Source organism: Allobosea sp. P4_C6, from assembly GCF_056402015.1.
This window is the reverse complement of record NZ_JBFUIF010000001.1, coordinates 213456-236249: the sequence shown is the minus strand read 5'-3', so window position 1 is coordinate 236249 and position 22794 is coordinate 213456. Positions and strand designations below refer to the sequence as shown.

Annotated in this window: 20 protein-coding genes; 6 read left to right on the top strand and 14 right to left on the bottom strand. The window is 66.3% G+C overall.

The window, feature by feature from the left end; genetic code table 11:
• Window positions 1-51: 51 nt before the first annotated feature.
• A complete protein-coding gene (locus tag AC1DVA_RS01175; RefSeq protein ID WP_476804700.1) occupies window positions 52-612 on the top strand; it encodes a HutD/Ves family protein in 561 nt (186 codons plus the stop codon).
• 115 nt (window positions 613-727) lie between these two features.
• Here AC1DVA_RS01175 and AC1DVA_RS01170 read toward each other — a convergent pair whose 3' ends face one another.
• Window positions 728-1807 carry a citrate synthase/methylcitrate synthase gene (locus AC1DVA_RS01170; RefSeq protein WP_476804699.1) on the bottom strand — a complete coding sequence of 360 codons (1080 nt, stop codon included), beginning with the start codon at window positions 1805-1807 and terminating at the stop codon, window positions 728-730.
• An 85-nt stretch (window positions 1808-1892) separates the two neighbouring features.
• Between AC1DVA_RS01170 and AC1DVA_RS01165 the strand changes: the two genes are divergently transcribed.
• Entirely contained in the window at window positions 1893-3032 is a 1140-nt protein-coding gene (locus tag AC1DVA_RS01165) for a citrate/2-methylcitrate synthase (protein WP_476804698.1), read from the top strand.
• A gap of 152 nt (window positions 3033-3184) precedes the next feature.
• Here the strand turns inward: AC1DVA_RS01165 and AC1DVA_RS01160 are convergent, their stop codons facing one another.
• The 9 genes from AC1DVA_RS01160 to AC1DVA_RS01120 all read right to left on the bottom strand — a co-directional run bounded on the left by AC1DVA_RS01160 (window position 3185) and on the right by AC1DVA_RS01120 (window position 11566).
• Window positions 3185-4399 (bottom strand): class I SAM-dependent methyltransferase, encoded by a 1215-nt coding sequence (locus tag AC1DVA_RS01160; protein ID WP_476804697.1) that lies wholly within the window; start codon window positions 4397-4399, stop codon window positions 3185-3187.
• A gap of 164 nt (window positions 4400-4563) precedes the next feature.
• Window positions 4564-5970, bottom strand: a complete 1407-nt coding sequence (locus AC1DVA_RS01155; RefSeq protein WP_476804696.1) for a TRAP transporter large permease — start codon at window positions 5968-5970, stop codon at window positions 4564-4566.
• Between the two features lie 3 nt (window positions 5971-5973).
• Window positions 5974-6558, bottom strand: coding sequence for a TRAP transporter small permease (locus AC1DVA_RS01150; protein WP_476804695.1), 585 nt, complete (start codon window positions 6556-6558; stop codon window positions 5974-5976).
• A gap of 96 nt (window positions 6559-6654) precedes the next feature.
• Window positions 6655-7626, bottom strand: coding sequence for a sialic acid TRAP transporter substrate-binding protein SiaP (locus tag AC1DVA_RS01145; protein WP_265052110.1), 972 nt, complete (start codon window positions 7624-7626; stop codon window positions 6655-6657).
• The gene (locus tag AC1DVA_RS01140; RefSeq protein ID WP_476804694.1) at window positions 7623-8420 is read right to left on the bottom strand and encodes a FadR/GntR family transcriptional regulator; all 798 of its coding nucleotides are present in this window, start codon (window positions 8418-8420) and stop codon (window positions 7623-7625) included. Before AC1DVA_RS01140 ends, AC1DVA_RS01145 begins: the two co-directional genes overlap by 4 nt.
• Window positions 8421-8534: 114 nt before the next feature.
• Window positions 8535-9314, bottom strand: coding sequence for an ABC transporter ATP-binding protein (locus AC1DVA_RS01135; RefSeq protein ID WP_265052108.1), 780 nt, complete (start codon window positions 9312-9314; stop codon window positions 8535-8537).
• Window positions 9311-10084 (bottom strand): ABC transporter permease, encoded by a 774-nt coding sequence (locus AC1DVA_RS01130; RefSeq protein WP_476804693.1) that lies wholly within the window; start codon window positions 10082-10084, stop codon window positions 9311-9313. Before AC1DVA_RS01130 ends, AC1DVA_RS01135 begins: the two co-directional genes overlap by 4 nt.
• Window positions 10081-10596, bottom strand: coding sequence for a mismatch-specific DNA-glycosylase (locus tag AC1DVA_RS01125; protein WP_265052106.1), 516 nt, complete (start codon window positions 10594-10596; stop codon window positions 10081-10083). The genes AC1DVA_RS01130 and AC1DVA_RS01125 overlap by 4 nt, the downstream gene beginning before the upstream one ends.
• 10 nt (window positions 10597-10606) lie before the next feature.
• Window positions 10607-11566 carry an ABC transporter substrate-binding protein gene (locus tag AC1DVA_RS01120; RefSeq protein ID WP_265052105.1) on the bottom strand — a complete coding sequence of 320 codons (960 nt, stop codon included), beginning with the start codon at window positions 11564-11566 and terminating at the stop codon, window positions 10607-10609.
• Between the two features lie 239 nt (window positions 11567-11805).
• On the opposite strand from AC1DVA_RS01120, the gene AC1DVA_RS01115 reads away from it, so the two are divergent.
• Together AC1DVA_RS01115 and AC1DVA_RS01110 are read left to right on the top strand one after the other, a co-directional pair.
• Window positions 11806-13362: an acetolactate synthase large subunit gene (locus tag AC1DVA_RS01115; RefSeq protein ID WP_476804692.1), complete on the top strand. Its 1557-nt coding sequence runs from the start codon at window positions 11806-11808 to the stop codon at window positions 13360-13362.
• A 160-nt stretch (window positions 13363-13522) separates the two neighbouring features.
• The gene (locus tag AC1DVA_RS01110; protein ID WP_476804691.1) at window positions 13523-14269 is read left to right on the top strand and encodes an acetoacetate decarboxylase; all 747 of its coding nucleotides are present in this window, start codon (window positions 13523-13525) and stop codon (window positions 14267-14269) included.
• 10 nt (window positions 14270-14279) lie between these two features.
• Here the strand turns inward: AC1DVA_RS01110 and AC1DVA_RS01105 are convergent, their stop codons facing one another.
• From AC1DVA_RS01105 to AC1DVA_RS01095, 3 genes are all read right to left on the bottom strand, one after another.
• The gene (locus tag AC1DVA_RS01105; protein WP_476804690.1) at window positions 14280-15323 is read right to left on the bottom strand and encodes a histone deacetylase family protein; all 1044 of its coding nucleotides are present in this window, start codon (window positions 15321-15323) and stop codon (window positions 14280-14282) included.
• Window positions 15324-15449: 126 nt separating this feature from the next.
• Window positions 15450-16049, bottom strand: coding sequence for a TetR/AcrR family transcriptional regulator (locus tag AC1DVA_RS01100; RefSeq protein ID WP_476804689.1), 600 nt, complete (start codon window positions 16047-16049; stop codon window positions 15450-15452).
• Complete coding sequence (locus AC1DVA_RS01095; protein WP_265052100.1) at window positions 16046-17224, bottom strand: acyl-CoA dehydrogenase family protein; 1179 nt, start codon at window positions 17222-17224, stop codon at window positions 16046-16048. The genes AC1DVA_RS01100 and AC1DVA_RS01095 overlap by 4 nt, the downstream gene beginning before the upstream one ends.
• A gap of 237 nt (window positions 17225-17461) precedes the next feature.
• Between AC1DVA_RS01095 and AC1DVA_RS01090 the strand changes: the two genes are divergently transcribed.
• Entirely contained in the window at window positions 17462-19039 is a 1578-nt protein-coding gene (locus AC1DVA_RS01090; RefSeq protein WP_476804688.1) for an acyl-CoA carboxylase subunit beta, read from the top strand.
• A 205-nt stretch (window positions 19040-19244) separates the two neighbouring features.
• On the top strand, window positions 19245-21236 hold the full coding sequence (locus AC1DVA_RS01085; RefSeq protein WP_476804687.1) for an acetyl/propionyl/methylcrotonyl-CoA carboxylase subunit alpha: 1992 nt from the start codon (window positions 19245-19247) through the stop codon (window positions 21234-21236).
• 37 nt (window positions 21237-21273) lie between these two features.
• Here the strand turns inward: AC1DVA_RS01085 and AC1DVA_RS01080 are convergent, their stop codons facing one another.
• Window positions 21274-22353, bottom strand: a complete 1080-nt coding sequence (locus AC1DVA_RS01080; RefSeq protein ID WP_476804686.1) for a diguanylate cyclase domain-containing protein — start codon at window positions 22351-22353, stop codon at window positions 21274-21276.
• Window positions 22354-22794: the final 441 nt, after the last annotated feature.

The window sequence follows — 22794 nt, the reverse complement described above, 5'->3', positions numbered from 1 at the left end:
GCTTCGCCATCCCCGGAATGACGCTGTGGTTCCGAGCGGAGAACAAGCAACATGCGCATCATCCGCGCCGCCGACTGCAAGGTCATGCCGTGGAAGAACGGCGGCGGCACCACCACAGAAATCGCGGTTTTTCCCGAGGGAGCCCCCCTCAGCGATTTCGGCTGGCGCATCTCGATGGCGCATGTGGGCACAGACGGGCCGTTCTCGTCCTTCCCCGGTATCGACCGGACCTTGTCGCTGCTGACCGGCAACGGCATCCATCTCGCCTTCGGCGATGGCGAGACGGTCGCGCTCGACAAGGGGACCGAGCCCTTCTTCTTCGCTGCCGACCGAGCCGTCGATGGCGTGCTGGTCGATGGGCCGATCGACGATCTCAACGTGATGAGCCGGCGCGGGGCGTGGAGCCACAAAGTCGAGCGCCTGCCCGGCGGATCGCACGAGATCGCGAACGAGCGTGGATTGCTGGTTCTGGTCGCGCGCCGCGGCGTTTGGCAAGTGAACGGCTCGGCTTTGGCTGCCGGGGACAGCGCGGTCCTCCCGGCACCCACAACCGTCTCGTTGCGCGCCGAAAGCGGCGGCGAACTCTTCGCCATCCGCCTTTCGCGGGCCTGACCTATGCCGTCATTCTCGGGCGGAGCGCGGCTCCGACCCGAGAACCTCTTGCCGGAGAAGGCACTGGTTCAAGAGATACTCAGGTCAAGCCCGAGCATGACGCCCTTCCCTCACCTCACGCCGCCTGCCGCGGCTGCGGGCCGACATAGACCGATTGCGGGCGGATCAGCTTACCGCCGGCGATCTGCTCCTTGGCATGGGCGAGCCAGCCCATCGTGCGACCGAGCGCGAAGACGCAGGTGAAGGAGTCCGGCGTGAAGCCGAGCGCTTCCAGCAGCAGCGCCGTGTAGAACTCGACATTGGTCTCGAGCGTCCGGTTCGGTTTGCGCTCGCGCAGGATGGCGAGCGCCGCCTGCTCGACGGCCTCGGCCAGCGCGAGACGCCCGCTATCGGCACCGAGCCGGCGGATCGCGCCCTTCAGCGCATCGGCGCGCGGATCGCGCACACGGTAGATGCGGTGGCCGAAGCCCATCAGCCGGTCACCGCGATCGAGCGCCGTTTCCAGCCAGGCCCGAGCATTGGCGGGCGTGCCGATCGCATCGAGCATCTCGATCACCGGGCCGGGCGCGCCGCCATGGAGCGGGCCCTTCAGCGCACTGACGCCAGCGAGCACGGCCGAGACGAGCCCCGCGCGGGTCGAGGCAACGACGCGAGCGGCGAAGGTCGAGGCGTTGAGGCCGTGATCAGCGACCGTGACAAGATAGGTATCGAGCGCGGCGGCCTGCTGCTTCGTCGGCGCCGTGCTCGTCAGCATGCGCAGCGTATCGGCGGCCTGCGACAGGGACGGATCGGGCGCGACTGGCACGAGCCCCTGCCGCAGGCGCAGGGACGCGGCGGTGAAGACGGCAGGCGCAGCCAGAAGCCGCAGCACCGTGCCGGCGTCCTCGCCATCGGGAATCAGCGCAGTCATCGCCCGGATCATCTCGACCGGGCCGAGTGTAACGGGCACCGCCGCCTTGGCGACGACCGTCTCGAACAGCTCCTGCCGGGCCGAGCCCAGCGCCGCCGGCAGGTCCTTCATGGCGGGCAGGTCCGGCACGAAGCCGTCGAGCATCAGCGCAGCCATCTCCTCGAAGGAGGTGTGGCCCGCCAGCTCATCCAGGCTGTGGCCGCGCACCACCAGCCGGCCCGCTGCTCCATCAACCTCCGAGAGCACGGTGTGGGCGGCAACGACGTCTTCAAGGCCATCGGACATGGCGATCTCTCCTACAAACGATGGCTTGAGGATTGGGAGCTTCATCGCTAGAATCAATCTTGAACAATATAATCAATGTATTTCGATGACCGACTGGCTGACGGCGCAACAGGTGATGGCGCGACTCGGGCTGAAGCCGCAGACGCTCTATGCCTATGTCAGCCGCGGGCTGATCGAGGCGCGCGGCGACGCGGACGATTCGCGCCGCCGGCTCTACCGGGCCGAGGATGTGGCGCGGCTGGAGCACCGCAAGGCGCGCGGGCGGAAGCCTGCCGCGATCGCGGAGGATGCGATCGCCTTCGGCGAGCCGATCCTGGCGTCCTCCATCGCCACGATCCAGCGCGGCAAGCTCTGGTATCGCGGGCAAGATGCCGAACAGCTCGCGCAGACGGCTAAGCTGGAGGATGTCGCGCGGCTGCTGTGGGATTGCGGCTCGCAGCGCTTTCCACCGCTGTTCACGCTCGTCCCGGAGGCTCCTGCCCTGCAGCGGATCTTCGGCGTGATCGCCACGCGGGCCGCAGGCGACACCGCCATGGCGGGGCGTGCCAGAAAGGCGCTTTATCTCGAAGCGGCCTCGGTGCTCGACGCGCTGGTCGATGCCATCGCCGGACGGCCTGGACAGGGTCCCATCCATCACCGGTTGGCGCAGGCCTGGGGATGCGATGCGGCTGGCGCCGACCTGATCCGCCGGGCGCTGGTGCTGCTCGCCGACCACGAACTCAACGCCTCGACCTTCGCGGTGCGCGTCGCCGCCTCGACCCGCGCATCCCTCGCAGCCTGCGTGCTGGCCGGGCTCGCGACGCTGTCGGGACCGCTGCATGGCGGCATGACGCCGCGCGTGCTCGGGCTGATGCGGGAGATCGCGAGCGAGGGCGCCGAGCCCGCGATTTCCGCCCGCCTCGCGGCCGGCATGCCGCTGCCCGGTTTCGGCCATCCGCTCTATCCGGACGGCGACCCGCGAGCGCGAGGGTTGCTCGCCGTGTTCACGCTGCCTCCGGCCTATGAAGAGGCTCGCCGCGCCGTTACCGCACTCACCGGCGAGGAGCCCAATATCGACTTCGTGCTGACGGCGATCGCCACCGCGTTGAGGCTCTCGTCCGACGTTCCCTTCCAGATCTTCGCCGCCGCGCGCTGCACGGGCTGGATCGCCCATGCGCTGGAGCAGAACGAGACGGGGCGGCTGATCCGCCCCCGCGCCCGTTATGTCGGCCCGGAGCCGGCTTGAAGCCCATTCATTTTCTGCGCAACTACGGGGTCATCCCGGGCTTGACCCGGGATCCATTCCGGAACGCTTCCGAGGAAGTTCAGGCATGGATCCCGGATCTCCGCTTCGCTGCGTCCGGGATGACCCGCGTTTCAACACGAGCACCGTGCGCTCTACGCCACCCTGCCGAGCGCGCCCTCTCGCTCCGCGATATATCCGCGCGTGATCGGTAAGCCGTCGAGCTTCTTCGCCAGCTGGAACTGGAAGACGACGAGATCGTCATGCCGGAAGCTCGCCTCGCAAGCAGCGAGATAGAACTCCCACATGCGGGCAAAGCGCTCGTCATACATCGCCACCGCCTCATTGCGCCGGGCGAGGAAGTTCTCGCGCCAGGCCTTCAGCGTTTCGGCGTAATGGATGCGCAGCACCTCGACATCGGTGATCACAAGCCCTTCCTTCTCGATCGCCGCCGAAACCTCCGACATGGCGGGGATGTAGCCTCCGGGGAAAATATATTTGGCGATGAAGGGGTTGGTGGCGCCGGGCGGCGACGAGCGGCCGATGGTGTGGATCAGCGCCACGCCGTCATCGCTCAGCAATTCGCGGATCTTGCGGAAGTAGTCGCGATAATAGCCGACGCCGACATGCTCGAACATGCCGACCGAGACGATACGGTCGAAGGGCTCGGCCAGATGGCGATAATCCTGCAGACGGAATTCCACCGGCAGGCCGGAATCCGCGCCCCGCTGCTTGGCGATGGCGAGCTGTTCTTCGGACAGAGTGATGCCAGTGACCGCGGCGCCGGTCTCGCCGGCGATCGACAAGGCCATGCCGCCCCAGCCGCAGCCGATGTCGAGCACGCGCTGGCCCGGCTGCACATCGAGCTTCGCTATGATGTGGCGCTTCTTGGCGAGCTGAGCCTCGGCCAGCGTGACGCCGGGCCGCTCGAAATAGGCGCAGGAATACTGCATGTCCCTGTCGAGGAAGAGCCGGAAGAAATCGCTCTTCAGGTCGTAGTGATGCGCGACGTTGCGCTTCGCCAGCGCGGGCGTGTTGTGCTGATGGAAGCGCCGCACCGCGGTGCGCAAGCCCGTCAGCACCTTGCCCCAGCCCTGCGGGCGGGCCTTGTGCATAGCCGCGACCAGCGCATCCAGCAGATCGTAGAGCGAGCCTTGCTCGACCACGACGCGCCCGTCCATCACGGCCTCGCCCAAAGCGAGTTCGGGATTGAGCGCAAGTTTCAGTTCAGTCGGCGCATCCACGATCCGCATGCGCAATCGCGGTGCGGCGCCCTGCCCGATCGACTGCAGCGTGCCATCGGGAAAAACAACATCGATACGTGGCTCGATCGCGAGCCGAGACAACATCCTGGCAATCAGCGAATGCATTGGCCCCACCTTCGGCAGCGCCCCTTTCGCCAAAAGATGGCAAGCCTCTATGTGTTCGTAACGAGGCCTTCGTGCAAGGCAGCCCTACGCCTGCGGCATGACCGCGCAGGCGAGGTATATCAGTTCTGCATCGGCGTCAGGTCGCCGCCATGCGTTTCCCGATCCTAGCGAAGCATGCCCATCGTCCGCGGCAGCCAGAGCGTCAGCTCCGGGATGAAAGTGATGGCGATGAGGGCCGCGAAGAGCGGTATCAGCCATGGCAAGATCGCCATCGTCGTCTGCTCGACGGATAGCTTGGCCACCCGCGAGAGCACGAACAACACCATACCGAGCGGCGGGTGGAGCAGGCCGATCATCAGGTTCAGCGTCATGATCAGCCCGAAATGGATCGGGTCGACGCCGAGCTTGAGCGCGATCGGCAGCAGGATCGGCACGACGATGGTGATCGCCGCGATGGTGTCGAGGAAGCAGCCGATGAAGAGCAGCAGCAGATTCACCAGGATCAGGAAGACCCATTTGTTCTGGGTCAGGCCGAGGATCGCGTCGGAGAGGATCTGCGCCGTGTTCGAGACCGTGAGCAGCCATGCGAAGATCGAGGCGGCCGTGACGATGAAGAGCACCGAGGCGGTCGTCTCGATCGTGTCGAACGTCGCTTTGGCGAGCGAGCGCATGGTCATCGAGCGATAGCGCACGAGGCCGAGGAAGAGCGACCAGATCACGGCTGCGGCGGCGGCCTCCGTCGGCGTGAACCAGCCCAGCGTCATGCCGCCGATCAGGATCACCGGCGTCATCAGCGCCATAACCGCCGAGAAGTCGAAATAGTAGTCGAGCGCGAGCAGAGCGGCGAGCGCGAGCCCGATCGCGACGTTCTCGGACAGCCCCGCCCAGACGAGGAGATAGGCGAGGATGGGGAAGCCCATCACGACGAGCACTTCGAGCCCGGCATTGCCGATCTGCCTCAGCGAAAACGGCGAATCTGAGCCCCAGTTGCGCAGCCGGGCGAAGATCGTGACCGTCGCCATCATGAACAGCGTCATCACCACGCCGGGGATCACGCCGCCGAGGAAGAGCGCGCCGATCGAGGTATTGGCCATCATGCCGTAGATGACGAAGGGCAGCGAAGGCGGGATGATCGGGCCCAGCGTCGCGGAAGCGGCGGTGACGCCGACCGCGACGTCCATCGGATAGCCGTGGTCCTTCATCGCCTTGATCTCGATGGTGCCGATACCGGCCGCATCGGCGATCGCGGTGCCCGACATGCCGGAGAAGATCACCGAACCGATGATGTTCACCTGGGCGAGGCCGCCGCGCATCCAGCCGACCAGCGCCACGGCGAAGGCGTAGATCCGGCCGGTCACGCCGGCGATGTTCATCAGGTTGCCGGCGAGGATGAAGAACGGCACCGCCAGTAGCGGGAAGCTCTCGACACCGGCGATCATGCGCTGGGCCATGATGACGTCCGGCACGGTGCCGGTCGCGATGATGTAGGTGAGCGAGGCGACCGCCATCGAGATGGCGACGGGAACGCCGAAGATCATCAGGGCGAGGAAGGTTCCGACGAGGATCAGCATGGATCAGGCCTCCGATCCGTCGAAAGCGGCGGGGTTTTCGAGGACGGAGTAGCCGCGGCGCCAGTTCTGCCAGGCGACCTGCAGGGCTCGCAGCGTCATCAGCGCGAAGGCGGCGAGCACGGAATAGAAGACGATCGATTTCGGCAGATCGACCGTGGTCATCATCTCGTCCGGGATGAGGGAGGCGTATTTCCAGACCAGCCAGGTGGCGTAGCCGAGGAAGCCGATGCGGATGGCATCGACCGCCGTCGCCAAGGCACGGCCAACCGGTTTCGGCACGTAGCGATAGAGGAAATCGACCTGGATATGGCGCGAAGCGCGTACGCAGAGCGAGGAACCGAGGAAGACGACGACGATCAGGGCGTAGATCGCGATCTCCTCCGTCCAGGCCAGGCTGTTGTTGAGGACGTAGCGCGTGAAAAACTGCGCCACGACGCAAGTGACCATCAGCCAGAAGACGGCGAGCGTCGCCCAATCCTCAACCCCATAGCACGAAAGATCGGCCGGCGGAGGCGGCTCATCGAAGACGTGAGCGATCTCCTCGATCGTCACCTGAGTATGGACTTCCGGCTGGCTGGCGCTTGTCACGGGGAACCTCTCGGCACGTCAGGCGCGTCGGATCGACAAGGGTGAGAGACGGCCCGGCAGTCGCCAGCCGAGCCGCGGAGCTGGGCGGCAGCCGCCTTACTTGATCGCCTGGATGCGATCCCAATCGGCCTTGCGGTAGCCGAACTGCTCGAAGGTGACGTTCTTCTGGACGTTGGCGAGGAAGTCGGCCTTGTCGATCTCTGTCACCGTCAGGCCCTTGTCCTTGAAGAGCTGGACCAGCTTCACCTCATCGGCCTGGATCTTCTTGGTCGTGCGCTCGGCCGCCTCCTGCGCGACGTCAGTGAAGATCTTGCGATCCTCAGGCGAGAGCTTGTCCCAGAGCTGCTTGGCGACGACCGTGTTGAGGTGGTCGACGATGTGGCCGGTCAGGACGATGTGCTTCTGCACCTCGTAGAACTTCTTGGCCTCGATGGTCGTCAGCGGGTTCTCCTGCGCCTCGACCGTGCCGTTCTGGAGCGCGAGATAGACCTCGGCGAAGGCTATCGGAGCGGTGTTGGCGCCGCAGGCGCGCGGCATGGCGAGATAGGCCGGCACGTCGGGCACGCGGATCTTGAGCCCCTTCATGTCGGCGCAGGCCTTGATCGGCTTGTTCGAGGTGGTGTGGCGCGTGCCGTAATAGCTGACAGCGACGATCTGGTGCCCGCTCTTCTCCTGATAGCCCTTCGCCATCTCCTTGAAGATGTCGGTCTTGGTGTAGGCGAGGAGATGCTCGGGATTGCGGAAGGTGAAGGGGTAGTAGGTCACGCCGATCGGCGGATAGGCGCGTGCCGCGAAGCTCGATCCGGAAATGATGATGTCGACGGTGCCGAGCGTCAGGCCCTGGTTGATGTCGGTCTCCTTGCCGAGCTGCGAGGCTGGATAGACCGTGATCTCGTATTTGCCGTTGGTGCGCTTCTTGAACTCGTCGGCCGCCCAGACGGACTCGGTGTGGAACGGCTCCGACGTCTCGTAGACATGGGCCCATTTCAGTTTGGTCTGCGCCTGCGCGGGCGCGCCGAGCAGGCCGAGGCCGGCGGCGAGCGCGGCCACGGTGAGATAGGTCTTCATCGGGCTTCTCCCTGTTTGCGTTTCAATCCCGTGATGCGCCCGTTCTTCTTGTTCGGGTCGGCCTTGGCGCCGGCCGGCCCGTTGCTCTTTCCAGCATCGCCGAAGCTCTGCGAAAAGCGTTCCTGTGAGTTCTGCAGATGCCGGCGCATCGCCTCGCGCGCCGCCGCCCCGTCGCCCCGCGCCAAAGCGTCGCGGATCGCCCGGTGCTCGGCCACCGCGCGGCGCCACGAGTCGGGGCTTTCGAAATAGCGGGCAAGCTGCCGGAAATACGGGCTGATGCGCTGGTCGAAGAGATCGCCGACGCAACGGACCAATACGCCGTTGCGGAGAATGCCGGCCAGCGCGACGTGGAAGGAGCGGTCGAGTGCGACGAGATCGTCGCTGCTCAGTCCCGATGCGGCCATCTGCTCCAGGACCATGTCGAGAGCCGCGATATCGGCGGGCTCGACAAGGCCCACGGCGTCCGAGCAGATCGCGCTCTCGATCAGCTCGCGCGCCTTCAGAACCTCGAACGGGCCTTCGGGAGCCCGGTCGCTCCAGAGCCGGGCGATGGCCTGAACCGGCGGATCGACGACATAGACGCCCGAGCCCATGCGAATGCGGACGCGGCCCTCGACCTCCAGCGCGATCAGCGCCTCGCGGACCGACGGGCGCGAGACGCCGAGCTTGTCGGCAAGCTCGCGCTCGGACGGCAACCGGCTACCGACCGGGAACTCGCCGCTCTCGATGAGATGGCGAAGCTGGTCGGCTATCTGACGATACAGGCGTGACGTCTCGACGGCCTCGATCGGCACGGACGGCTCCCCGGTTCCCTCTCGATGACCCCGGTTCGTGCCGGGGTCGTTTTGGCCATGTGGTCAGGCCAATTCAGGCGAGGGAAACAAAGGTGCGACAATCTGTCAACCGGCTTAGTGGTCGGCGGCGATGACCTCGGCCCGGATTTCCTCGACCAGCCGTTCCTTGAGGGAGACGAATTCCGGCGTGGTCTTGATCGTGTAGGGCCGCGGATGCGGCAGGTTGACCGGGATGTCGGCCTTGATCCGCCCCGGACGCGCGCTCATCACCACGACGCGGGAGCCGACGAAGATCGCCTCCTCGATGTCATGGGTGACGAAGAGCACCGTCTTCTGCTCGCGTTCCCAGATGCCGAGCAGCATCTCCTGCATCAGCGCACGCGTCTGGTTGTCGAGCGCGCCGAAGGGCTCGTCGAGCAGCAGGATCTTGGGGTCGTTGGCGAGCGCACGGGCAATCGCCGTGCGCTGCTGCATGCCGCCCGAAAGCTGCTTCGGGAAATGGTCGACGAAGCCGGAAAGCCCGACGCGCGCCGCCCAGTCGCGAGCGATCTTCAGCCGCTGCGTTTCGGAAACGCCCTTCTCGCGCAGGCCGAAGGCGATGTTCTGCTGCACGGTGAGCCAGGGAAAGAGCGTGTAGCTTTGGAAGACGAAGCCGCGATCGGCGCCGGGCCCCAAGACCGGGGCGCCGTCCAGCATGATGCGCCCCTCGCTCGCCGTCTCCAGCCCGCCGATGATGCGCAGTAAGGTCGACTTGCCGCAGCCGGAGGGGCCGAGGATGGTGATGAAATCGTTGTCCGCGACGGTGAGCGAGGTCGGCATCAGCGCGCGCGTCGGCTCGCCGCCGCGCTGGCCCGGGAAGACCTTGCCGACGTTCTCGATGACTAGCTTGCTCATGCGCGCGCCCATGGAAAGAGGCGCTGGTTGACCGCCTTGAAGAGGAAATCCGAGACCAGCCCGATCAGGCCGATCACGATGATGCCGAAGATGATCTGCCCGGTGTTCAGCAGCGCCTGGCTGTCGGTGATCATGTGGCCGATGCCCGACGAGGAGCCGATCAGCTCGGCGACGATGACATAGGTCCAGGCCCAGCCGAGCACGAGGCGGAAGATTTCGGCGATCTCGGGCGCCGCATTCGGCAACATCACGCGGCGCACCACCGAGCTGTCGGTCGCGCCCAGCGTATAGGCGGCATCTACGAGATCGCGCCGGATCGAGCCGACCGAGACCGCGATCATCAGGATGAGCTGGAAGACCGAGCCGATGAAGATGACGAGCAGCTTCTGCGTCTCGCCGATGCCGGCCCACAGGATCAGCAAGGGGATGAAGGCAGAGGCCGGCAGATAGCGCGCAAAGGAGACGAACGGCTCCAGGAACGCCTCGATCGGCTTGTAGGCACCCATCAGGATGCCGAGAGGCAGGGCGACGATGACGGCGATGATGAAGCCGCCGAGGACGCGCCAGATCGTCATCATGATGTCGAAACTGAAGCCGTAGCGCACCAGCAGGTTGTAGCCCTCGGCGACCATGGTCAGCGGATCGGCCAGGAAGAGGCGCTGGACGTAGCCGCCGAAGGTCGCGACCGACCAGAGCGCGACGAAGAGTACGAAGAAGGCCAGGCCATAGCCGATGCGGGCCGTGGCGGAGACGGGTTGCAAAGGTCTCATCGCGCTGTCGTTCCGGTCACGGCCATGGCCAGTTGCTTCCAGGGTTCGATCGACCAGAAGCCGGCGGCAGCGCCGGAGGTCGAGGGGAGGATATAGATTTTGGCGCCCGCCAGTTTTCCGGGCTGAAGCCCGTAGGCGAGACGGCCTTCGCGAATTCCGAGCGCGGCCTGCGCGGCGCGCTTGCCGTTGAAGGCGACGATACCGGGCGTGCTGGCTGCAATCCGCGCCGTGAAGCCAGCCACGTCGAAATGGCCGCCTCGCAGCGCCGAGTCGGGGCCGGAGGTTCGCTTGGCGACATCGGTGAGGCCGATGCCGTAGCGCGGCAGGCTCCGGAACTCTTCCGGCGCCAGCTTCACCGGCAGCAGCCCGGTCTGGTGAAGCACCGTCCAGAACTTGTTGCCGGGGCCGGCATAATAGGCTCTCCGCCGGGCCGAGACGGCCCCGGCCTGCGTGCCGCAGAAGACGACGCGCAGGCCGGGTTCGAGGACGTCCGGAAGGATGTCTTCCGTCACGCGTCGGCGTTCACTTGCCGGCGACGAACTTCGTGTCGACCAGCGAGGCGAGATCAGGCTTGGCCTTGATCAGGCCGATCTCGAGCAGCAGGTCGGCGGCCTTGGCCGAGAAGGCCTGCCAGTCGCCGGCGAAGAACGCCTTGTTGCCCTCGGCATCGGACCAGCGCAGGAACGCGGCCGACTTGCCGAACTGCTCGCCGGTCTGCTTCACATCCGCGCCCATGATCTCATAGGCCTTGGCCGGGTCCTTCTTGATCATCTCCAGCGCCTCGAAATAGCTCTGGGTCAGCGCTGCCGCGGCCTTGTCGTTGACGAGGAAGGCCGGCGTGCAGCCGAAGGTGTCCATCACCATAGGGTATTCGAGCGTGGTCGCGATGATCTTGCCGGCATCGGGCTTGTCGCGGACGGAGGAGAGATAGGGCTCATAGGTCATGGCGGCGTCGTTCTGGCCGGCGATGAAGGCCTGCGCGGCCGGGCCGGGCTCCATGTTGACGACGCTGACATCCTTCACCGACAGGCCGTTCTCCTTGAGGAACCAGGCCAGCGCGAAATAGGGCGAGGTGCCGGGCGCCGAGGCCGCCACCGTCTTGCCCTTGAGGTCCTTGATCGAGCCGACACCGCTGCGCACGGCCATGCCGTCGGCGCCGTAGCTCTTGTCGAGCTGGAAGATCTGCTTGGTCTTGATGCCAGCGGCATCCCAGACGATCCAGGTCTCGACCGTCGTCGCGGCGCACTGGATGTCGCCCGAGGCGATGGCGAGGTGGCGATCCTTCTGCGGGATCTTCTTGATCGTCACGTCGAGGCCGTTCTTCGCGAAGATGCCGGCTTCCTTGGCGAGAACCAGCGGCGCGAAGCCGGTCCAGCCGGAGATGCCGATATTCACCTTGGTCTGTGCCTGAGCGCCGCCCGCCGCCAGGAGCGCGGCAAGGCCAAAGCCGACTGCGGCGCCCATGCGCTTGAATGCTGCCATGATCGAAACCCTTCCCCTGTTTTGCGGCGAACGCGCCACTCAGGACGCTAGACAGCGTCATTCGCGGCGGGATGCAACCTTCGTTCCAAATCAGGTTAAATGCATATGCAAATCCGTCAAGCGGCCGATCAGCGTCGCTTGGGAAAGCCATGACATTCTCTCGTTTGACAGGGCGGGAGGAATTTCCTCCCCTCTCGCCCGCTGGCGCAAGGGCGCCCTTTCGAGTCGAGGTTTCCAGTATGAACGGCGCCGACCGCCTTTGCGACACGCTCCTGATCAACGGCGTCGATACCTGCTTCGCCAATCCCGGCACGTCCGAGATGCATTTCGTCGCGGCGCTCGACCGCAAGCCGCAGATGCGCTGCGTGCTCGGCCTGTTCGAGGGCGTGGTGACCGGCGCAGCCGACGGCTATGCCCGCATGGCCGACAAGCCCGCCGCCACGTTGCTGCATTGCGGGCCGGGCATGGCGAATGCGCTGGCCAACATGCACAATGCGCGGCGCGCCCGCACGCCGATGATCAACGTCGTCGGCGACCATGCGACCTACCATCTCGTCCATGACGCGCCGCTGACCAGCGACATCGAGAGCCTCGCGCATCCGATGTCGCATTTCGTCCGGCGCATCGCCACGGCGGAGGACGTCGGCCCGGCAATCGGCGAGGCCTATGTCGCCTCGCTGACGCTGCCGGGCGTCACCACCGTGATCCTGCCGGCCGACTGCGCCTGGGGCAGCGTCGAGCCGGCCGATCTCAAGCCGACGACGTTGCCGGCATTGAAGAGCGTCGATTCCGCCGCGATCCGCGCGGTCGCAGCCGGCCTGCGCAAACACGGCGCGCGCGCCGCGATCATGCTGACGGGCCTTGCCCTGCGCGAGAAGCCGATGGAGATGGCGGCGCGCATCTGCGCTTCGACGGGTGCCAAGGTCTTCAGCCAGATGTCGAACGGGCGCATCCAGCGCGGCGCCGGCCGCGTCGCCATGCCCAAGGTCTTCTATCCGATCGACAAGGCGCTCGAGCAGTTGAAGGACATCGACTATCTCGTGCTCGTCGGCGCGCAGACCCCGGTCGGCTTCTTCGCCTATCCGGGCAAGCCGGGCCGCCTGATCCATGACGGCTGCGAGGTCGCGACGCTGGCCAGCCCCGGTGACGACCTGCCGGCATCGATCACCGCGCTCGCCGAGGAGATGGGCGCGACGAAGATCGCCCCCGCCTATATCGCCCCGCCGCGCAAGGAGCAGCCGGCGCTGCCGACCGGCAAGCTCGACGCCGACAAGGCCTGCGCCATCGTCTCGGCGCTGCTGCCGGAGAACTGCATCGTCTGCGACGAGTCGGTCTCCTCGGGCCGCAGCTTCTACTATGACTGCCACAGCGCGCCGCAGCACGACTACATCCAGCTCACCGGCGGCGCGATCGGCGAAGGCATCCCGCTCGCCATCGGCGCGGCCGTGGCCTGCCCGGACCGCAAGGTCATCGGCATGCAGGCCGACGGCTCGGGCATGTACACGGTGCAGGGGCTTTGGACGCAGGCGCGCGAGAACCTCGACATCGTCACCGTCGTCTTCGCCAACCGGACCTACCAGATCCTGCACGGCGAGATGCGCGCCGTCGGCGTCAACGATTTCGGCCGCAACGCCACGCTGATGCTGAACATCGACGAGCCGGCGCTGGACTGGGTCTCTATGGCCAAGGGCATGGGCGTGGAAGCAGCGCGTGCCACGACGGCCGAGGAGTTCACCAGCCTTTTCAAGGCGGCGCTGGCCAAGAAGGGGCCGTTCCTGATCGAGGCGGTGATCTGAGAAGCCGTTCGGGACAAAGCACCCTCCACCCGAGGAACACGGGTGGAGGGTGATCTTTGCGCGAGCCATGAGGAGAAGCTTCCCTATTCATCCGGTCCCCATCAATCTGTATCGGGGCCCCTGCCAGAGTTGCGGCTGATTTCCAGAAGGAGCGACCAGCATGAATCGGGACGAGATCCTCAAGGCGCCGTCGATGCCGGTCTTCAGCCCGAGCTACCCGCATCCGCCAAACCGCTTCATCAAGCGGGAATATCTGATCATCACCTACGAGACCGACCTCGAGATCATCCGCGCCGCGCTGCCGGAGCCACTCGAACCCGCACCCGGCAACCTCGTCTTTTATGAATGGATGAAGATGCCGGATTCTTCCGGCTTCGGCGATTACGAGGAAAGCGGCACCGGCATCCGGGCGATCTACAACGGCGAGCCCTGCAATTTCTCCGTCCAGATGTATCTCGACGACGAGCCGCCCATCACCGGCGGACGCGAGATCTGGGGCTTTCCCAAGAAATACGGCGTGCCGCGCCTCGGCGTGATGAAAGATACCCTGACCGGAACGCTGCATTATGACGGCGAACGCGTGGCGATGGGCACGATGACCTACAAGCATCGGAGCCTCGAGGACCAGCTCGACAAGGTCCGCGACGGCATTGCCGGGCTGAACGTCAACCTGAAGCTGCTGCCCGATGTCGACGGCTCGCCAAAGGTGGCGCAACTCGTCGGCTATAACCTCACCGACATCACGGTCCACGGCGCCTGGGAGGGCGAGGCGCGACTGCACCTCATCCCGCATGTCAACTGCCGGGTCGCCGATTTTCCGGTGCGGAGGATCGTGAGCGCACGCCACCAGGTCGTCGACTTCACCCTGCCTTTTGGCCGGGTGCTGCACGACTACCTGGCGGAGTGACGCCGAAGCCCTATTGCTTGAACCCACCCAGGAATGCATCGAGGCAGTCGCCGATCGCCTCGATGGCGTAGCCGCCTTCCTGCACGACGAGCGTCGGCAGGCCCAGGCCCTTCACCTGCCGGCCGATCGTGCCGAAATCGCTTGCCTCCAGCTTCAGCACGCCGATCGGATCGTCCTTGTGCGCGTCGTAGCCGAGCGCGACGACCAGCACCTCGGCGCCGAAATCGCGGATCGCCTTGCCGGCGCGGTCGACGGCAGCCTGCATCTCGGCCCCGCCGGCTCCGTGCGCCAGCGGCAGGTTGAAGTTGAAGCCCTCGCCCGGCCCGTTGCCGCGCTCGTCCTCATAGCCGGTGAAGAAGGGATAGTAGTTCACCGGATCGGCATGGACGGAGATCGTCAGCACATCGTCGCGGCGATAGAAGATCTGCTGCGTGCCGTCGCCGTGATGGGCATCGGCGTCGAGGATCGCGACCTTACCGAATTTGGAGCGCAGGCGCTGGGCGGCGACGGCCGAGTTGTTGATGTAGCAGAAGCCCGAGGCCCGGTCGGCACGGGCGTGGTGCCCTGAGGGCCGGCACAGCGAATAGACCGCGCGCTCGCCCGCCAGGACCGCATCGGCACCGGAGACTGCGGTCTCGGCCGAGCGCAGCGTGGAATGCCAGCAATGCTCGCCGACCGGCACCGAGAGATCGCCGAGATACCAGCCCATCTGTCCGACGATGCCGGTCGGCCGGCAGGGCGGGCGGACATCCTCGTCCGAACGGCCGCTCCAATAGGGGAAGGTGTTGGGCCAGGCTTCAGGGCCGCGCTCGGGCAGGTCCTTCCAGCGGTCCCACAGTCCCTCGAGGAAGCGCACGAAGCCCTCGTCATGGATTTTCAGGATCGGATCGACGCCATGAGCCGCCGGCTGCTCCGGCGTGATGCCATGCTTCGCCAGCGCGCCGAGCAGCCGCTCGGTCCGTTCCGGCAGGTCCTTGGGAGCGACGACCTTGCCGAAGCGCATATATTGCTGGGGATCATGAAGAGCTTGATCGGGGTGGTAGAAGGCGCGCATCAGGCGAAGCATCCTCGTCAGACAACGAGGCAACCAACGACCTCGCGGCGCGATGCTAGCACGGCAGCGGCGCCCGTCAGCAGCGTCGGTGCGATCCGCCTCTGCGTTGGCGGCGGAACGGCCCGTTCATGAGATCGGCGACAACAACGCCGCGAACTCGCGCGCGAGCGCATCGATCTCGAAACGCTCCGGCCGGTACCAGTCGGTCGAGCCGTTGAGCGCGCCCAGCAGGAAATTGCGCAGGACGTCCGGCGAGCGCCCGACCGGCAGCGTGCCGGCCTGCTGCAGTTCGGCGATCAACTCGCTCCAGACCTCCTCGTAGGCGCGGCGCACGGCCCGCACGCTCGCCGGCGCCGGCGCGGCGCCGAAATTGAACACCTTGATGCTGGCGGTGGTGTAGTCGCCATGGCCGTGCAGCGCCGCGAGATGACCGCGAATGGCCGCCTCCAGCCTCTGCCGCGGCGGCGCACCCTCCGTCGCAACGAGCGCCGCGACGACGCCCTCGTGCACGAAGCGGACGCCGTCATTCACCACCGCCTCGACGATCTCCTCCTTTGAGGCGAAATGGTAATAGAGGCTCGCCTTGCGGATGCCGACGGCCTCGGCGATCTCGCGCAACGTGGTCTGATGGTAGCCGCCATTGCGCAGCAGGCGCGCGGCATGGTCGAGGATCAGGCGGCGCGAGCCACCTTCGGGTGCTGCCCGCGCGATTTGGGCTTCGCTCACAGCCGCTTCGCGACCTCTTCCAGCATGACCTCGGTCGCGCCGCCGCCGATGGACTGGACGCGCGCGTCGCGGGTCATGCGCTCGATCGCGCTTTCGCGCATATAGCCCATGCCGCCGTGGAACTGCAGGCAGTCATACATGACTTCATTGACCAGCTCGCCGCAGTAGGCCTTGACCATCGAAACCTCGCGGGTGGCATCGAAGCCCTGCGCATCGAGCCAGGCGGCATGGTAGACGAGCTGGCGGCCGGCCTCGACCTTGCCCGCCAGTTCCGCAAGGCGCTGGCGGATCGCCTGCTTCTCCCAGAGCGGCGCGCCGAAGGCCTTGCGCGTCTTCACATAGTCCAGTGTCAGGTCGAGGGCGGCCTGCGACTCGCCGATCGCCATGGCGCCGATCACGGTGCGCTCGTTCTGGAAATTGCTCATGATCGCGTAGAAGCCGCGCCCCTCCTGCCCGAGCAGATTCTCGGCCGGCACGCGGCAATCGACGAAGGACAGCTCGGCCGTATCCGACGAGCGCCAGCCATGCTTGTCGAGCGCGCGCGAGACAGAAAAGCCGGGCGTGCCCTTCTCGACGAGGAAGATCGAGACCGACTGCGAGGGCCGGCCCTGCGGATCGGTCTTGGCGGCGACGCAGTAGAGATCGGCATGGACGCCGTTGGTGATGAACATCTTGGCGCCGTTGAGGACGTAGTGGTCGCCCTCGCGCCGCGCGGTGGTGCGGATGCCCTTCACGTCCGAGCCGGCATCGGGCTCGGTGACGGCGACAGCGACGATCTTCTCGCCGGCGATGATGGCGGGCAGGTACTTGTCCTTCTGCGCCTGACTGCCGGCATTGGCGATGTGGACCGAGGCCATGTCGGTATGGACCAGCGCCGTGATGGCGACGCCCGAGAAGGTCGAGCGTCCCAGTTCCTCCGCCAGCACGACGGTCGCCATCGTGTCCATCTCGGAGCCGCCATATTCGGCGGGGTAGCGGATGCCGAAGAAGCCGAGCTCGCCCATCTTGCGCAGCACGGCGCGCGGGACGAAGCCGTCCTCTTCCCATTGCAGGGCGTGCGGCTTGATCTCGGTCTCAACGAAGCGGCGGACCTGATCGCGCAGCGCCTCGTGCTCCTCGGTGAAATAGGGCGAACGACGGGCGCCTTCGCCTGCAAGCTTCTCGACTGCCGACATCACGTCCTCCTGCTTGACCGCGGCGCCGCGATCTGACTACCTACCGGACGGTAGGTGAATGTCGCAGCGAGATCAAGACGCCCATTCTACCTTGGATCGACGGAAACCCGTCATTCCGGACAAGCCGCGACAGCGGCGCTGATCCGGAATCCATCATAGAGCACGATGCCCTTCGATGGATTCCGGGTCTCCGCTTCGCTGCGCCCGGAATGACGGCGGCTTTGGAGGAGTGCGCCCATGTCTGAGACAGCATCGCAAGCTGCAACGGCCCCTCCCCCGCTCTCCGCCATGCTGGAGACATTGCGCGAGCGCCATAGCCTCGTTGCCCAAGGCGGCGGCGAGAAGCTCCGCGCCCGCCACAAGTCTCGCGGCAAGATCATGGTGCGCGAGCGCATCGATCTGCTGCTCGATCCACAGACGCCTTTCCTCGAATTGTCGCCACTGGCGGCCCACGGCCTTTATGGCAACGAAGTACCGGGCGCCGGCATCGTCATCGGGATCGGGATAGTCGCGGGGCGCGCCTGCATGCTGATCGCGAACGACGCGACGGTGAAGGGCGGCTCCTTTTTTGCGGAGACGGTCCGCAAGCATCTGCGCGCGCAGGAGATCGCAGAGGAACATCGGCTGCCCTGCCTCTATCTCGTGGATTGCGGCGGCGCATTCCTGCCCGAGCAAGACCGTGTCTTCCCCGATCGCGACCATTTCGGCGGCAGCTTCTACAACCAGTGCCGGATGTCGGCAGCGGGCATCCCGCAGATATCGATCGTCTTCGGCGGCGCGACGGCCGGGGGCGCCTATATCCCGGCGCTGTCCGACCAGGTCATCATGGTCAAGGGCACCGGCCGCATCCACCTCGGCGGCCCGCCGATCGTGAAGGCAGTGATCCATGAGATCGTCGATGGCGAGACGCTGGGCGGCGCCGAGATGCACACGCTCGTCTCCGGCGTCAGCGATCATCTCGTCGAGAGCGAGATGGAAGGCCTCGCCAAACTGCGCGAGATCGTCGGTGCGCTCAGCGAGATCGGACGCATCGCGCCGCCTCCACAGCCGGCCGCCGCGCCGAGGCTCGATCCGGCGGAGCTCGTCGACATCGTGCCGACCGATCTGCGCCGGCCCTACGACATCAGCGAGGTCATCGCCCGCATCGTCGACAACAGCGCCTTCAGCGCCTTCAAGCCCGATTACGGTGCAACGCTCGTCACCGGCTTCGCCCATATTCACGGCTACCCGGTCGGCATCCTCGCCAATAACGGCGTGCTGTTCTCCGAGTCCGCGATCAAGGGCGCGCATTTCATCGAGCTTTGCGACCAGCGCCAGATCCCGATCCTCTTCCTGCAGAACATCACCGGCTTCATGGTCGGCACCGAGGCCGAGCGTGGCGGCATCGCCAAGCACTCGGCCAAGCTGGTCTATGCCGTCTCGAATGCGCGCGTGCCGAAATACACCGTGCTGATCGGCGGATCGTATGGCGCCGGCAATTACGGCATGTGCGGTCGCGGTTTCCGGCCGCGCTTCCTGTTCTCCTGGCCGAATGCCCGCATCGCGACGATGAGCCCGGAGGTGGCGGCGACGGTGGTGACGGAGCTGCGCCGGCAGTCCCTGAAGGGCTCGGGCGACGAAGCCGCCATCGCCGAACTCGACAAGCGCACGCGCGCGCAGTTCGAGGAGCAGAGCGATCCCTATTACGCCACGGCCCGGCTCTGGGACGACGGCATCATCGAGCCCCAGCAGACGCGCGACGTGCTCGGCCTGTGCCTCGCTCTTTCGGCGGGCGAGGCCCGCGACACCGGCCCCCGGCCGGTCTACCGGATGTGATGACGATGCTCGGGAACCTCCGCCGTCATTCCGGGGCATTGCATAGCAATGAGCCCGGAACCCAGAATCGACGCCTTCACAGAACGAGGCCTATCGGCCCGTCGCTCCTTCTTGTTCCCGCATCGGTTCTGGGTTCCGGGCTCGCCGCTACGCGGCGCCCCGGAATGACGGATGCGGCTCCAGCGCGCTTCCGGCGAGGCATCTGATGTTCGACACCCTCCTCATCGCCAATCGCGGCGAGATCGCCTGCCGGATCATCCGGACCTGCCGCAAGCTCGGCATCCGCACCGTCGCGGTCTATTCGGACGCCGACAAGGATGCGCTGCATGTGCGACTCGCCGATCGGGCCGTGCGTATCGGTCCGGCTCCGGCGCGCGATTCCTATCTCCGCGCCGACCGCATCATCGAAGCGGCGCTCGCGACGGGCACGCAGGCGATCCACCCGGGCTATGGCTTCCTCTCCGAGCGTCTCGACCTGATCGCCGCCTGCGAGGCGAACGGCATCGCCTTCGTCGGCCCCTCGGCTGGCGCCATCGAGGCGATGGGCGATAAGATCCGCTCCAAGCAGATCGCGCGCGAAGCCGGCGCGCCCGGCGTTCCCGGCTATGACGGCGCCGATCAGGCGCCCGGGACGCTGAAGCGCGAGGCATTGCGCGTCGGCCTGCCGGTGATGGTCAAGGCTTCGGCCGGCGGTGGCGGCAAGGGCATCCGCAAGGTCGAGAGCCAAGCCGAGCTGGACAACGCCATCATTGCCGCCAGCCGCGAGGCAGAGGCCGCCTTCGGCGATGGGCGCCTGCTGATCGAGAAATTCGTGACGCGGCCGCGCCATGTCGAGGTGCAGGTCGCCGGCGACAGGTACGGCAACATCGTCCATCTGTTCGAGCGCGACTGCTCGGTGCAGCGCTCGAACCAGAAGCTGCTCGAGGAGGCGCCGGCGCCGAACCTCAAGCCGGAGGCGCGCGCCGCGCTGCATGCGCACGCGCTGAAACTCTCGCGTGCCATTTCCTACGACAATCTCGGCACGGTGGAGTTTCTGGTCGATGCCGTGACGCAGGAGGTGTTCTTCCTCGAGATGAACACGCGGCTTCAGGTCGAGCATCCCGTGACGGAGGCGATCACGGGGCTCGATCTGGTCGAATGGCAGATCCGGATCGCGGCCGGCGAAACCCTGCCGCGCTGTCAGGAGGAGATCACCTGCGCCGGCCACGCCATCGAGGCGCGGCTGACGGCCGAACGGGCGGATGAAGGCTTTCGACCGGATACCGGCACGATTGCGCTCTGGCGCGAGCCGGAGGGCCTGCGCGTCGACAGCGGCGTCGAGACCGGAAGCACCGTCTCGCCCTTCTACGATTCGATGCTCGCCAAGGTCATCGCCTACGGCCCCGACCGTGACGCCGCCCGGCGGCTGCTCGCCGATGGCCTCGAGCGAATGACGGTGCTCGGCCCGGCGACGATCCGGCCCTTCCTGATCGACGCGTTGAGGGAGCCGGCTTTCGCGGATGGCGAGGCGACGACGCTCTTCATCGGGGAAACCTGGCCTGGCGGCTGGCAGCCCTCGGCCGGCGACGCCGCGGAACGGGACGCCATCGCCGCCGCGATCTGGCTTTCGACCCGGGGGCAGGTTCCGGCCGGACCGTGGGGCACGCTGACGAATTTCCGCGTCCTCGCTCCGGCGGGCAGGCTTGGCGCCTGCCATCTCGTACTGACGTCGGCGGGCGAGGCACGACCGTTGCGCGCAGAGGCGCTTCACAGCGGCTTCCGCATGACGATCGGCGAACGACAGTTCGATATCGCCGTCATCGACGACGCGGCCGGTGGAACATCGCGATCCGTGCTGCTCGACGGCCAGCGCCGGTCGATCGATGCGGTGCTCGATCGCACCGGGATTTTCCTGCGTCACGGCACCTTCGAGGGGCGCATCGACATCATGCTCGCGGTAGTGGCCGCCGCAGCCGCGCGCGATGCGCAGGGACATGGCGGAGACTCCATCCGTGCGACCATGCCCGGCACCGTCGCGGCCATCCATGTCGGCGAAGGAGACAGCGTCATCGCCGGTCAGGTCGTCGCCGTGCTCGAATCGATGAAGCTCTTCATGGAGCTGAAGAGCCCGATAGCCGGAACGGTCGCCCGCATCGCGACGAAGGCGGGAGCGACGGCGGCAGCCGGCGAACTGCTGATCGCGCTAGACCCTGCCTGATCGGCCGCCTGACGTCACCGGTCAGGGCGACATCGTCCTAGGCAGCGATCATGCTGCGCCCCTTGCCGGCGCGCTTGGCGCCGTAGAGGGCCTGATCGGCCGAGCGCTTGAGGGTCTCGACCGTCCAGCGTTCCGAATCCTGCGCCGACATGACCGCGACGCCGACGCTGGCACCGACAGATGCGAACTGGCCGAGCACCGTGAACGGCGCCTGGAGAACGGACAAGGCCCGGTCGGCCACATCCGACAGCACCGCGACATCGTCGGTTCCGCGCACGACGATCGCGAATTCGTCTCCGCCGAGGCGCGCCACGACGTCGCCCGGCCGCGTGACGCCCTGGAGCCGCGCAGCGACCTGCTTGAGCAGATCGTCACCGCCATGATGGCCATGCCGGTCGTTGACCTGCTTGAAGCCGTCGAGATCGAGCAGGAGCAGGCCGAGCGCCTGTCCCCCGGCGCAGGCTTCGTCGAGGACGCGGTCCAGCCCCCTGCGATTGGCGAGCCCGGTGAGCGGATCGTGGCTGGCCGCGAAATCCAGCTCGCGCCGCACCATCATCAGCTCCTCGAACTGGCCGATGATGTGATCGGAGCTTTCGAAGATCGAATAGAGATAGACGGCGAGCAGGATGCTGAGCGCCTGGTACAGCGCATCGCCCGAGAGCAGGAAGGCGGCGATCTGAGCCCCGATGGCGAGCGAGGAAAGCCCGGCGCAGATCCAGTAGCGCAGCGTGCGCAGGTATGAGCCGGCCGTCAGCGCCATGTTGAGGCCGAGGCTGAGCACGAAGCCGCCGGGATGGCCGAGATAGGCGGCCGTGATGGTCAAGGTCGCGATGACGCCGGTGAACGCGAAGGCCGTGTAGGCGTAGCCCTTCTCCCAGCGCCGCGCCTCTTCCAGCGTCAGCTTCTGCGCGGGGTCGCGACGCTTGAAGCCGATGATGTTGACGATGCGCGCGATCGTCGTCAGCACGCCGGCGCCGGTGAGCCACCAGAAGATCGGCTCGGCCGTCTGAACGGCCATGATGGCGGAGCCGATGATCAGGCCGGCCGCGATGCAGAGGATTTGCGGCAAGGCGGCGAAGAGACGCGAGATGATCTCGATCTCGATTTCGGCGGGCAACCGCGTCGCTCGCCTGCGGGGCCTCATCAGCAGGTGCATAGTATTATTTAATAGCTCTACGGGCCTAAGACTCCGTCAGCCCGATCCCGGGCCTTTTAACGATCCGGCGGAAAGCGGCTCAGCTTCCGTTCATCGCTCGCAGGCTAGAACGGCCGCACTCTCGTCGCCGGCCACTGGCCGCGGCGAGACAATGGAAAGGGAAGACCATGTCGCGCCACGGGCTGGTCCTCTCGGCATTCGCCGGGGCCATGCTGCTGTCGGCCATTCCGGCCGGCGCTCAGTATTACGACCCCTATCGCCCCCCGCCGCCCTACGGCTATGACCGGCCGCCACCGCCCTATGGCTACGACAGGCCGCCTCCGCCATCCTACGGTTACGGATACGACCGGCCGCGCTACAGGCCGCGTTACGGCAATATTTGCGTCACCGGCCGGGGAGAAT